The organism is Streptomyces bungoensis (assembly GCF_001514215.1).
GTDB lineage: Bacteria > Actinomycetota > Actinomycetes > Streptomycetales > Streptomycetaceae > Streptomyces > Streptomyces bungoensis.
Map to the genome: position 1 here is coordinate 59,262 of NZ_KQ948868.1, position 12,589 is coordinate 71,850.

10 protein-coding genes are annotated in these 12,589 nt (G+C 74.2%); 3 read left to right on the plus strand and 7 right to left on the minus strand.

The features are described 5' to 3' along the window. From AQJ66_RS28400 to AQJ66_RS28425, 6 genes are read right to left on the minus strand one after another with little or no spacing between them, the layout of a single operon-like run. Window positions 1–1,107 carry an XdhC family protein gene (locus AQJ66_RS28400; protein ID WP_061927775.1) on the minus strand — a complete coding sequence of 369 codons (1,107 nt, stop codon included), beginning with the start codon at window positions 1,105–1,107 and terminating at the stop codon, window positions 1–3. Further along, window positions 1,100–2,284, minus strand: a complete 1,185-nt coding sequence (locus tag AQJ66_RS28405) for a vWA domain-containing protein (RefSeq protein ID WP_061927777.1) — start codon at window positions 2,282–2,284, stop codon at window positions 1,100–1,102. The genes AQJ66_RS28400 and AQJ66_RS28405 overlap by 8 nt, the downstream gene beginning before the upstream one ends. A 5-nt stretch (window positions 2,285–2,289) precedes the next feature. Next, entirely contained in the window at window positions 2,290–3,165 is an 876-nt protein-coding gene (locus AQJ66_RS28410; RefSeq protein WP_061927779.1) for an AAA family ATPase, read from the minus strand. A gap of 15 nt (window positions 3,166–3,180) precedes the next feature. Then, window positions 3,181–4,035 carry an FAD binding domain-containing protein gene (locus AQJ66_RS28415; RefSeq protein WP_061927781.1) on the minus strand — a complete coding sequence of 285 codons (855 nt, stop codon included), beginning with the start codon at window positions 4,033–4,035 and terminating at the stop codon, window positions 3,181–3,183. After that, window positions 4,032–6,536 (minus strand): xanthine dehydrogenase family protein molybdopterin-binding subunit, encoded by a 2,505-nt coding sequence (locus tag AQJ66_RS28420; RefSeq protein WP_079060487.1) that lies wholly within the window; start codon window positions 6,534–6,536, stop codon window positions 4,032–4,034. The genes AQJ66_RS28415 and AQJ66_RS28420 overlap by 4 nt, the downstream gene beginning before the upstream one ends. Continuing rightward, window positions 6,533–7,015 carry a (2Fe-2S)-binding protein gene (locus AQJ66_RS28425; protein WP_061927783.1) on the minus strand — a complete coding sequence of 161 codons (483 nt, stop codon included), beginning with the start codon at window positions 7,013–7,015 and terminating at the stop codon, window positions 6,533–6,535. The genes AQJ66_RS28420 and AQJ66_RS28425 overlap by 4 nt, the downstream gene beginning before the upstream one ends. A gap of 255 nt (window positions 7,016–7,270) precedes the next feature. Between AQJ66_RS28425 and AQJ66_RS28430 the strand changes: the two genes are divergently transcribed. Next, window positions 7,271–9,259 (plus strand): elongation factor G, encoded by a 1,989-nt coding sequence (locus tag AQJ66_RS28430; RefSeq protein ID WP_061927785.1) that lies wholly within the window; start codon window positions 7,271–7,273, stop codon window positions 9,257–9,259. Between the two features lie 77 nt (window positions 9,260–9,336). Here AQJ66_RS28430 and AQJ66_RS28435 read toward each other — a convergent pair whose 3' ends face one another. Next, window positions 9,337–10,587 (minus strand): YncE family protein, encoded by a 1,251-nt coding sequence (locus tag AQJ66_RS28435; protein WP_061927787.1) that lies wholly within the window; start codon window positions 10,585–10,587, stop codon window positions 9,337–9,339. Between the two features lie 151 nt (window positions 10,588–10,738). Between AQJ66_RS28435 and AQJ66_RS28440 the strand changes: the two genes are divergently transcribed. After that, window positions 10,739–11,401, plus strand: coding sequence for a TetR/AcrR family transcriptional regulator (locus AQJ66_RS28440; protein ID WP_061927789.1), 663 nt, complete (start codon window positions 10,739–10,741; stop codon window positions 11,399–11,401). Window positions 11,402–11,516: 115 nt separating this feature from the next. Continuing rightward, on the plus strand, window positions 11,517–12,542 hold the full coding sequence (locus tag AQJ66_RS28445; RefSeq protein WP_061927791.1) for an alcohol dehydrogenase: 1,026 nt from the start codon (window positions 11,517–11,519) through the stop codon (window positions 12,540–12,542). Window positions 12,543–12,589 lie beyond the last annotated feature (47 nt).

Genomic DNA, 12,589 nt, shown 5'->3' on the forward strand with positions numbered 1-12,589 from the left:
TCAGTGGCCGACGGGCGGATGGACGGCCCCGGTGGTCGCGGTCAGCGGCGCGCCGCTGCCGCCCCAGCGCAGGGCGACGATCTCGGCGGCGACGGACACCGCGACCTCCTCGGGCGTACGGGCCCCCAGGTCGAGCCCGAGGGGCGAGCGCAGCCGGGCCAGTTCGGCCCCGGTGAGACCGGCCTCGGTCAGCCGGGCGCGCCGCTCGTCGTGGGTACGGCGGCTGCCCATCGCCCCGATGTAGGCGGCCGGCCGGCGCAGCGCCTCCTCGAGCAGCGGCACGTCGAACTTCGGGTCGTGGGTGAGGACGCAGATCACCGTGCGGTCGTCGGTGCCGGTCCCGCTCAGATACCGGTGCGGCCAGTCCACGACGACCTCCACGCCCGTCGGGAAGCGCTTGGGCGTGGCGAAGACCGGGCGGGCGTCGCACACGGTGACCCGGTAGCCGAGGAAGTCGCCGATGCGGGCCACCGCGGCCGCGTAGTCGATCGCGCCGAAGACCAGCATCCGCGGCGGCGGCGCGAACGACTGCAGGAACACGCTGACGGCGTCCTCGCGGCGCTCGCCGTGCGCCCCGTAGTGCCGGAGCACCGAGGCGCCGAGGGCGAGTTCACCGCGGGCGTCGGCGGTGACCGCGACGTCGAGCCCCTCGGCGCCGAGCGTCCCGGTCACGGACCCGGGCCAGACCCCGAGGGCGGCCCCGCGCGGTGCCGGCCCGTCGACCACCGTGGCCACGGTCACCGGTTCACCCGCGGCGACGGAGGCGGCCACCGCGCCGAACGCCGGGTCCGTGGCGGCCGTCACCGGCCGCACCAGCAAGGTGATCTCGCCGCCGCAGGTGAGTCCGACCGCGAACGCGTCCTCGTCGCTGTACCCGAAGGTCTCCAGGCGCGCCTCACCGCTCGCCGCCACCTCCTGGGCCAGTTCGAACACCGCCCCTTCCACGCAGCCGCCGGACACGCTGCCCACGACCTCGTCGCCGGGCCCCACCGCCATGGCGGCACCGGGTCCGCGCGGCGCGCTGCGGCTGACGGCGACGACCGTGGCGAGCCCGAACGGGATCCCGGCCGCGTACCAGCGCGCCAGCGCCGGCAGGATCTCACGCACGCTCCGCTCCTCTCACCGGGGCCGCACCGGCCGCACCGGCCGCCCCGCGCACCGCCGCCGCCAGCTCCTCCAGCGCCGCCAGGCTGTGCCCCCCGACGAACACGTCGACGCTCGGCAGGGCCGCCGCCATCCCGGCGGCCAGCGGCGCGTAACCGGGGCGCGCCTTGCGCGGGTTGGCCCAGATCACCTGGTGGGCCAGGGCGTGCAGCCGGCGCATCTGCGCGCCGAGCAGCTCCGGGTCACCGCGCTCCCACCCGTCCGACAGCAGGACGACGACCGCGCCGCGCGCCATGCCGCGCTGCCCCCAGCGGTTCAGGAACTCGCGCAGCAGCTCGCCGAGCCGGGTGCCGCCCCGCCAGTCCGGCACGGCCGCCGCGACGGCCGCCATCGCCAGGTCCGGGTCGCGGTGGGCGAGTTCGCGGGTCGTCCGGGTCAGCCGGGTGCCGATCGTGAACACCTCGGTGCGGCCCCCGCGCACCGCCGCGTGCGCGAACCGCAGCAGCGCGTCGGCGTACGGCGCCATCGAACCGCTCACGTCGACGAGCAGCACCACGCGGCGCGGCCGTTCCACGCGCGCGTGCCGCCGCAGCCGAGCCGGTTCCCCGCCGCGGCGCAGCAGCTCCCGCACGGTGCGGCGCGGGTCGACGTCCCCGCGCCGGGCGGGCCGCCGCCGGGCCGAGCGCCGGGTCTGCCCCACGAGCGCGAACTCGGCCAGCAGGCGCCGCAGCTGGGCGCGTTCGGCGGCGTCCAGGCCGGCGACGTCGCGGTGCCGCAGCACCTCGGCGGAGCTGGCGAGCGTGACGGCGGGCGGCCCGGACGGCTCGCCCTCGCCCGGCGTGCGCGGGGCGGCGGAGGCCTCGCGCGCGGCGACACGCGGCCGGGGCGGCGGCACGGCGCGGGGCGCGCGCGGCGCGGGCTCGCCCTGTGCCCCGAAGTACGCGGCGAACACCCGCTCGTAGCGCTCCAGATCGTCGTGCCCGCCGCACAGGGTCGACCGTCCCGCCCAGTACACGTCCGCCCGCATCCCGGGCCGCAACGCGTCGACCGCGCGCAGGAAGGCGTGCAGCCGCTCGCTCCCGGCGTCGAGCCCCGCCGCCCGCAGCGCCCGCACGAAGCCGAGCAGCACGGCGTCCGCGCCGAGCGGTACCGCGGCCGCGCCGGCAGCCTCCGCACCCATCGCCGTCACACCCCCCGGGCCGCGAGGACCGCCGCGAGGTCGAGCCCCCGGGCCCGGTCGGTGTCCTCGCGGTACTTCAGCACCGAGCCCAGCGTCGCCACGGCCAGCTCGGCGTCCACCTCGCTCGCCCCCAGCGCGTCCAGGGCCTCGGCCCAGTCGATCGTCTCGGCCACCCCGGGCGGCTTGACCAGGTCCGCGCCCCGCAGCGCCTGCACCAGCGCGGTGACCTGCTCGGCCAGCCGCGCCGACACCCCGGGCAACCGGCGCCGCACGATGGCCAGTTCGCGGGCGAAGGAGGGGTGGTCGAACCAGTGGTACAGGCACCGCCGCTTCAGCGCGTCGTGCACTTCCCGGGTCCGGTTCGAGGTCAGCACGACCACCGGCGGCTCCTCGGCCCGCAGCGTGCCCAGTTCGGGGATCGTCACCGAGTACTCCGACAGCAGCTCCAGCAGGAACGCCTCGAACTCGTCGTCCGCCCGGTCGATCTCGTCCACCAGCAGCACCGACGGCTGCGTCTGCAGCGCCCGCAGCAGCGGCCGGGCGATGAGGAAGCGCCGGTCGTACAGCTCGCTCTCGAGACGGTCGGCGTCCGTGGCCCCGGCGGCCTCCGCGGCCCGCAGGTGCAGCAGCTGGCGCGGGAAGTCCCAGTCGTACAGGGCCTGCGCGGCGTCGATGCCCTCGTGGCACTGCAGCCGGATCAGCGGCGCGTCCAGCGTCTGGGCGAGGGCGGTCGCGAGCGCGGTCTTGCCCACGCCCGCGTCGCCCTCGCAGAACAGCGGCCGGTGCAGCTTCAGCGCCAGGAAGCAGGTGACGGCCAGCCCTTCGTCGACGAGGTACCCCGTCTCCTCCAGGCGGGCCCGCACCTGCTCCGGGTCGTCCATGCGGGTGATCGGCGCTCACCCCGTTCCGGTGGCGGTCAGCACCGCCCGCCTGGTCAGCACCCGCGCGAGGTGCTCCCGGTACTCGGGCGAGGCGGACAGGTCCTGGGAGGGCCGGGTGCCCTCGGCCGCCGCCTCGGCCGCGCGGGCCACGGCCCCGGGGCCGTCGGCGCCGGTCAGCGCCTCCTCGGCGGCCGTGGCGCGCAGCGGGGTCGGGCCCATGTTGGTCAGTGCGACGCGTGCCTCGGCGATGTGCCCGTCGTCGCGCCGCACGAGCGCCGCGACGGCGACGATGGCCCAGGACTGGGCGACCGCGTGGAACTTCTCGTAGTGGAAGCCCCAGCCGGCCCGCTTCGGGATCCGCACCTCCAGCAGCAGCTCGTCGGGTGCGAGCGCCGACTGGAGGTAGTCGACGAAGAACTCCCGCGCCGGGACCGTGCGCCGCCCGCCCGGGCCCGCCACGACCAGTGCGGCGTCGAGGGCGAGGGCGACGGCGGGCAGGTCGCCGGCGGGGTCGGCGTGCGCGAGCGAGCCGCCGAGGGTGCCCCGGTGCCGTACGGCGGGGTCGGCCACCGTGGCCGTCGCCTGCGCCAGCAGACCGGCGTGCCGGCGCACCAGCGGGTCGTGGACCACGTCGTGGTGCGTGGTCATCGCGCCGATGACGAGCGTGTCGCCGTCCTCGCGGACGCCGCGCAGCTCCGGGATCCGGCCGACGTCCACGACCAGTTCCGGGAAGGCGAGCCTCAGCCGCAGCAGCGGCAGCAGGCTCTGCCCGCCGGCCAGCACCTTCGCCTCCTCGCCGGCGTCGGCCAGCGCGCGCACCGCCTCGTCGACGCTGCCGGGACGGGTGTACTCGAACGCGGGGGGAATCATGCCGGACCCTCCTTGCCGGACGAGCCGGTGTCTCCGGACGAGCCGGTGTCGCCGTACTGGCCGATGTCGCCGCCCTGCGCGGCCTGCCCGGACTGCCCGGACTGCGCGGGTCCCGTCCCGGCCGGCTCGGCGGCCCGGCCGGACCGGGCCGCCCGGACGGCCTGCCAGACCCGGTGCGGCGCGCACGGCATCCGCACGTCGTCCACGCCCAGCGGCCTCAGCGCGTCCACGACGGCGTTCACGACGGCCGGCGTCGACGCGATCGTCCCCGCCTCGCCGACGCCCTTGACCCCCATGGAGTTCGAGGCCGCCGGGGTCTCCGTGCGGTCGGTGACGAACTCCGGCAGGTCGGCGGCCGAGGGCACGAGGTAGTCGGCCATGGTGCCGGAGACGAGGTTGCCCTCGTCGTCGTAGACGGCCTCCTCGTACAGCGCCTGCGCGATGCCCTGCGCGAGTCCGCCGTGCACCTGGCCCTCGACGATCATCGGGTTGACGACGTGGCCGACGTCGTCGACGCAGACGTACTTCCGGATCTCTGTCTTCCCGGTCTCCGTGTCGACCTCCACGGCGCACAGGTGGGTGCCGTGCGGGTAGGAGAAGTTCTCCGGGTCGACCAGCGACTCGGCGTTGATGGTCGGCTCGACGCCGTCGGGCAGGTTGTGCGCCATGAACGTCTCCAGGGCGATCTCCTGGATCGTCTTGCGGGCCTCCGGCGAACCCCTGACGGAGAACACGCCGGCCTGGAACTCCAGGTCCTGCTCGCTCGCCTCCAGCAGGTGCGCGGCGACCTTCCGGGCCTTGTCCACCACCTTGACCGCCGCCCGGTGCACGGCCTCGCCGCCGACGGTCAGCGAGCGCGAGCCGTAGGTGTCCATGCCCTGCGGGGCCGCCTTGGTGTCGCCGTGCACCACCTCGACGTCCTCGAAGGGGACGCCGAGCACGTCGGCCGCGATCTGGCTCCAGCAGGTGACGTGGCCCTGCCCGTGCGGGCTGGTGCCGGTGACGACCTCCACCGTGCCGGTGGGCAGCATGCGGATGCTCGCCGCCTCCCAGCCGCCGGCCCCGTACCTGAGGTCGCGCAGCACCCGGCTCGGCGCGAGCCCGCACATCTCCGTGAAGGTCGACACGCCGATGCCGAGGCGTACGGTGTCGCCGCGCTCGGCGCGCCCCCGCTGCTCGGCGCGCAGGTCGTCGTAGCCGAACAGGGCGAGGGCCTTGTCGGTGGCCGACTCGTAGTCGCCGGTGTCGTAGGTCAGTCCGGCGATGGTGGTGTACGGGAACTCCTCGTGCCGGATCCAGTTGCGGCGCCGCAGCTCGATCGGGTCGAGGCCGAGTTCGTGGGCCAGGTCGTCCATGATCCGCTCGATGGCGAAGGTGGCCTCGGGGCGCCCGGCACCGCGGTAGGCGTCGGTCGGGGTGCGCGTGGTGAAGACACCGGTGCAGGTGAACGCGTAGGAGTCCATCTTGTAGATCGCCGGGTACATGAACGCGCCGAGGATCGGGATGCCCGGGGTGACGAGCATCAGGTAGGCGCCCATGTCGGCGGTCAGGTCCACCTTCAGCCCGAGCAGCCTGCCCTCCCGGGTCGCGGCGATCTCGACGTCCTGGATCATGCCGCGGCCGTGGTGGGTGGCGAGGTACCCCTCGGAACGGGACTCGGTCCACTTCACGGGGCGGCCGAGTCTCCGGGCCACGGCCAGCGCCAGGGCCTCCTCGCCGTACACCTGGAGCTTGGAGCCGAAGCCGCCGCCCACGTCGGGGGCGATCACCCGGAGCTTGTGCTCGGGGACGCCGGTGACGGCCGACAGCATGATCCGCAGGATGTGCGGGATCTGGGTCGCCGAGTACACCGTGTACTCGCCGGAGGCGGCGAGCGGGGTGACGACGACCGCGCGCGGCTCCATGGCGTTGGGGATCAGCCGCTGCTGGTGGTAGCGGCGCCTGAGGGTGACCTCGGCGCGCTCCCGGACGGCCTCGAAGCTCTCGCCGGTGGCGAGCGGCCAGGTGTAGCAGCGGTTGGTGCCCTTGTCGGCGTGGACCAGCGGCGCGCCGTCCGCGAGCGCGGCCTCCAGGTCCAGCACCGGGGGCAGCGGCTCGTAGTCGACCTCGATCGCCTCCAGCGCGTCGGCGGCCGCGTACCGGTCGCGGGCCGCCACCACCGCGACCGGGTCCCCGGCGTAGCGGACCTCGTCCACGGCGATCGGCGGGTGCTCGGGCAGCACGATGTCCTCGGTGACCGGCCAGGCGCAGGGCAGCGACCCCAGCCCCTCGGCGAGGTCGGCGCCGCTGAAGGCGGCGAACACCCCGGGGCGTTCGAGGGCGGGGGAGACGTCGACGCGGGTGACGCGGGCGTGGGCCATCGGGCTGCGCAGGATCGCCAGGTGGAGCAGGCCGGCGACCTGGATGTTGTCGGTCCAGTTGGTCTGGCCCGTGATCAGCCGCGCGTCCTCCTTGCGCAGCCGGGCGCGGCCGATCTCGGGTTCGACGGCTTGGCCGGTCATGCCGTGGCCTCCTCGGCGACCTGCTGTCCGGCGGCGGCGAGCACCGCGTGGACGATGTTCTGGTAGCCGGTGCACCGGCAGAGGTTGCCCTCCAGGGCGTGCCGGACCTCCTCGGCGCCGGGATGCGGGTTCTCGCGCAGCAGGTCCCGCGCGGCCATGAGCATCCCGGGGGTGCAGTAGCCGCACTGCAGGGCGTGCCGCTCGTGGAAGGCCCGCTGCAGCCGTGTCCACTCGCCGTCCTTCGCCAGCCCCTGGACGGTGGTCACCTCGCACCCGTCCGCCTGCACGGCGAGCACCGAGCAGCTCTTGGCGCTCGCCCCGTCCAGCTCGACGGTGCAGGCCCCGCAGTTGGAGGTGTCGCAGCCGATCGGCGTACCGGTCAGGCCGAGGCGGTCGCGCAGGTAGTGGACCAGGAGGAGACGGGGCTCCACGTCGTCCTCGTACGTCGTGCCGTCCACCTTCACCGTGATGTGGGTCATACGGCCTCCAGACCGTGCGGGCAGGAGTGAGGGGCATCAGCCGAACGGCGTGATGCAGATCACTCTATGACCGGGCCCGGAAGGCGGCGAGCGCTGCGAGACGCAGCTGTTGAGCGTTAATCCATTGCGGTCGCCGGGACGGCGTGCTGCACTGCCCGGGACCCGTCGGCACCACCGAGAGGAGCACACCGATGCGCCCTGCGTGCATGTCCCCCCAGGCAGGAATCCCACCCACGGCGAAGGACATCACGCTCAGTGCATCTGCTCAATCTCGGCATCCTCGCGCACGTCGACGCGGGTAAGACCAGCCTGACCGAACGGCTGCTGCACACCGCCGGAGTCACCGACGAGCTCGGCAGCGTCGACGCCGGCAGCACCCGGACGGACACCCTCGCGCTGGAGCGCCGGCGCGGCATCACCATCAAGGCGGCGGTCGTGTCGTTCCCGCTCGACACGGTGACCGTCAACCTCATCGACACCCCCGGCCACCCCGACTTCATCGCCGAGGTGGAACGGGTGCTCGGCGTGCTCGACGGCGCCGTCCTGGTCGTCTCGGCCGTCGAGGGCGTCCAGGCGCAGACCCGCGTCCTCATGCGGACCCTGCGCCGGCTGCGCATCCCCACCCTGGTCTTCGTCAACAAGATCGACCGGCGCGGCGCCCGGGGCGGGGCCGTGCTGGCCGAGATGACCCGCAGGCTGGCCGTACCGCTGGTGCCGGCCGGGACGGCGCACGGGCTCGGCACGCGCGACGCCCGCTTCGTCCAGCGGCTCGGGCCGGCCGCGCTGGACGCGCTCGCCGACCACGACGACGACCTCCTCGCCGCCTACGTGGCCGGCCGCCTGCGCGACGACCGTCCGGACGACGACGGCCGCCTGCTCCGCTCCCTCGCCGACCGGACCCGACGGGCACTGGTCCATCCGGTCTACTTCGGGTCGGCTCTCACCCGCGCGGGAGTGGACGAGCTGGTGACCGGCATCGAACGGCTGCTGCCCGCCGCCGGCGGCGACCCGGACGGCCCGCCCTCCGCCGCGGTGTTCAAGGTGGAGCGGGGCCCGGCGGGGGAGAAGGTCGCCTACGCGCGGGTCTTCACCGGCACCCTGCGCGTACGCGACCGTATTCCGTTCGGGGACGCGGGGGAGGAGGGCAGGATCACCGCGCTCGCCGTCTTCGACCGGGGCGCCGACGCCCCGCGGGAGAGCGCCGGCGCCGGCAGCATCGCCAAGGTGTGGGGCCTCGGCGGCATCCGGGTCGGCGACGCGCTCGGCGTGCCGGGACGGCCCCGCGGGCACCACTTCGCGCCGCCCACCCTGGAGACCGTCGTAGTCCCGGGGCCCGGCACGGACCGGCGCTCCCTGCACCTGGCGCTCACCCAGCTGGCCGAACAGGACCCGCTCATCGGCGTGCGCCACGACGAGGTGCGCGGGGAGACCTCCGTCTCCCTCTACGGCGAGGTGCAGAAGGAGGTCGTCGAGGCCGCTCTCGCCGAGGACTACGGCCTGGCGGTCACCTTCCGGGAGACCACCACGCTGTGCGTCGAACGGCCCGTCGGCACCGGCGAGGCGGTCGAGTTCAACAAGACGGACGGCAACCCGTTCCTCGCCACCGTCGGCCTGCGCGTCGAGCCGGCCCCACCCGGGGCGGGCGTCGCGTTCCGCCTGGAGGTGGAGCTGGGCTCCATGCCGTACGCCTTCTTCAAGGCCGTCGAGGACACCGTCCGCGAGACCCTCGGCCAGGGCCTGCACGGCTGGCCGATCCCCGACTGCACGGTCACCATGACCCACAGCGGCTACTCGCCCCGCCAGAGCCACGCCCACCAGCGCTTCGACAAGAGCATGTCGAGCACCGGCCACGACTTCCGCGGCCTGACCCCGCTCGTGCTGACCGAGGCGTTGCGCCGGGCGGGCACCCGGGTGCACGAGCCGGTGCACCGCTTCCGCGTCGAGGCGCCGGCGGACACCCTGGGCGTACTGCTGCCGGTGCTGACCCGGCTGGGCGCCGTACCGGCGGCCACCGAGGCGCGGGGCCCGGCCTGCGTCCTCGAGGGCGCGGTGCCCGCCGCGCGGATCCACGAACTGGAGCAGCGGCTGCCCGGGCTCACCCGGGGCGAGGGCGAGCTGGAGACCGCCTTCGACCACTACGCGCCCGTCACCCGGGGGCCGGTCCCCGAGCGGCCGCGCACCGACCACAACCCTCTCGACCGGAAGGAGTACCTGCTGCACGTGACGCGCCGGACGGGCGACTGACGGCGGCGGCCTTGCGGCCGGCGCACCGACGACCGGCGTACGGCCTCCAGCGAGCGCTCCTGGAGGCCGTACGTCCGTCAACTGGCCGACGGGCCCGTCCAGTCGGCCTGCACGTGTCCCAGCCGGACGCGCTGCGGGTGGTCGCCCACCGGGACCGACGCGACCTTCCGCCCGGTGGCGAAGTCGATCGCGGTGACCTGGTCGGCGCCGCTCTCGGAGACGATGCAGTCCTTGCCGTCGCCGCTGACCGTGGCCCAGTACGGCTTGGACGCGGGCACCAGCGGACCCTCCTGGAGGGTGGACCGGTCGACCACGGTGGCGTAGTCGTCCATGGTGCCCGCGACGCACAGCTTGGTGCCCTCGGGGTTCATCGAGATGCCGTGGTGGCGCGAGTCGTTGACCCAGGTGGTGCGGTCCTCGCTGGTCGCGGGGTTCTTCGGCAGCGTCTTCATCCGGGTGATCTTGTCGGCGGCGACGTCGTACTCCAGGAAGCCGTTGAAGAACGACACCTGGAAGTACAGCTTGGACTCGTCGGGCGAGAAGACCGCGGGCCGGACGGCGTCGGAGAAGTCCTTCAGCCCGTACGCGTCCAGCCGCTGCCGCATGTCGATGACCTTGACCTGCTTGTACGTCGTCGCGTCCACGACCGTGATGTGCCGGTCGCCCTTGGTCCAGTCCCAGCCCGGGTCGTCGAGGGAGGTGTTGACGTCCCCGATGGACATGTTCCAGATGTACTTGCCGTCCCTGGTGAAGATGTTCTCGTGCGGCTTGTCGCCGGTCGCGAACGCCCCCAGCTGCTTGCCGGTGGCGATGTCCAGGACGTGCACGGTGTTCGCGGTGGACGCGGAGACGGCGACCCGGGTGCCGTCCGGCGAGACCGCCATGTGGTCGGCGCGGTAGCCGGCCACCGGGAAGCGCCAGTTGATCCTTCCGGTGGCCAGGTCGATCGAGACCACGTCCGCGAAGCTCGGCCGGGAGACGACCACCGACCTCCCGTCCGGGGTGGAGTACATGTCGTCGGCGAACTGGTCGTGGCCCTCGCCGACGCTGTTGCGGATGGCCTGGAAGTACACCCACTTGATCGGGTCGGCGTTGATCTCCGCCATCCGCTGGTCCTTGTCCGGGATGACGTTGATCCGGCCGACCTCGGCGAAGTCGCCGGAGGACTTGATGACGTCCGCGGTGCCGTCCCAGTTGTTGCCCACGAACAGCACCTCGCGCAGGCCGGAGGCGCCGGACGCGGCGGAGGCGGCGGTCGCCGGGGCGGCGACGGTCAGGACGAAAGCGGCGGCCACGGAGCAAAGGTGCCTGGATCTGGAGGCAGGCATGACTGCTCTCTTTCCTCGGGGAAATCTGAACACGGTCGCTTTCACAGTGAACTTACTGAAAAGTAAGGAGGGTGCGGCCTTCTCGACAAGATGCGTGCACGACAAGATTGGGAGGCCGGCGGGGCGACGGAGGGCGACCGAGGGGGGAAGCGTGACGGGGAGGCTGAGGGCGCCGACGGGCCGCTACGGCGGCCGGTCCGCCGAGGAACGGCAGGCCGAGCGCCGCCGCCGCTTCCTGGAGGCCGCTCTGCACCTGTTCGGCGACCACCCGGGCTACCGGGCCACCACGGTCGCCGCGCTGAGCCAGACCGCGGGCCTGTCCACCCGCCAGTTCTACGAGGAGTTCCGCACCCTCGAGGACGTCCTCGCCGCGCTGCACCTGGAGGTCAACGGCTGGGCGGAACGCGCGGTGCTCGACGCCCTCGCGGCCGCGGAGGGGCTGCCCCTGGCCGAGCGGGTCGCCGTGCTGTTCCGCGCCTACGCCCGCGACGTCACCTGCGACCCGCGCCGCATCCGGATCACCTTCGTGGAGATCGTCGGAGTCAGCCCCCGCCTCGAGGAGCAGCGGCTCGCCCGCCGGGCCCGCTGGGTCGACCTGATCCGCGCCGAGGCCGACGCGGCGGTCGCGCGCGGCGAGGCGGCGCCCCGCGACTACCGCCTCGCGGCCACGGCCTTCATCGGCAGCGTCAACGGCCTGCTGCACGACTGGAGCGCCGGCTGGGTGGACGCGAGCCTGGACGAGGTCGTCGACGAGCTCGTCCGCCAGCTGCTCGGCATCCTGCGCCCGGCGGGCTGGCACCCCGGACCCGGCTGAGGGCCCCGCCGGGTGGCGCCGTGCCGAACCGTTTCGGCGCGCGCGATCGGTCCGGAGCTGGTCTGCTGGAACGGGGGGGCGACCCACCGATTCGCAGCCGTCTTCGGAGCACCCCATGAGCACGTATCGAGTCGCGCAGGTGACCGCCTCGGGCGGCACGTTCGAACTGACCGAGCGGGAGGTGCCGCGACCCGGCGCCGGCCAGGTGAGGATCGCCGTCGACGCGTGCGGGATCTGCCACAGCGATGCGCTCTTCGTGAGCGGGGCGCTGCCCGGCGTGTCGTTCCCGCTGGTGCCCGGGCACGAGATCGCCGGGCGGATCGAGGAGCTCGGCGAGGGCGCGGCCGACCGCGGCTGGCAGCTGGGCGACCGGGTGGCCGTCGGCTGGTTCGGCGGCTCGTGCGGCCACTGCCGGGCCTGCCGGGAGGGCGACTTCATCGTGTGCCGGAACCTGAAGGTGCCCGGGTGGGCCTACGACGGCGGCTTCGGCGGGCAGGTGATCGCACCCGCCGACGCCCTGGCCCGGATTCCCGAGGCGCTCTCCGCGGCCGACGCCGGGCCCATGGCCTGCGCGGGCGTGACCACGTACAACGGGCTGCGGCGCAGCTCCGCCCGGCCCGGGGACCTGGTCGCCGTGCTCGGTCTCGGCGGCCTCGGGCATCTCGGGGTGCAGTACGCGGTCGCCATGGGGTTCGAGACGGTCGGGATCGCCCGCGGCGCGGAGAAGGCCGACTTCGCCAAGCGGCTGGGCGCCCACCACTACATCGACAGCACCTCCGGCACACCGGTCGCCGAGGCGCTGCAGTCCCTGGGCGGCGCCAAGGCCGTCCTGGCCACCGCCGGGAACTCCGAGGCCATCACGGCCACCGTGGACGGCCTGACGCACCGCGGGGAGCTGGTGGTCATCGGCGCGGACACCGCGCCGCTCGGCGTCAGCCCCGCCCAGCTGCTGATGAGCGGCCGCGTCGTCCGCGGGCACCCGTCCGGCACCGCGCAGGACGTGGAGGACACCATGGCGTTCAGCGCCCTGCACGGCATCCGCCCCATGACCGAGACGGTACCCGTCGACCAGGCGGACGAGGCCTACCGCAAGATGCTCTCCGGCAAGGCCCGCTTCCGGATGGTCCTCACGTACGGCTGACGTCCTCCCGGGGCGAGGTGCCCACGCCCCCTCATCCGCTCCTCCCT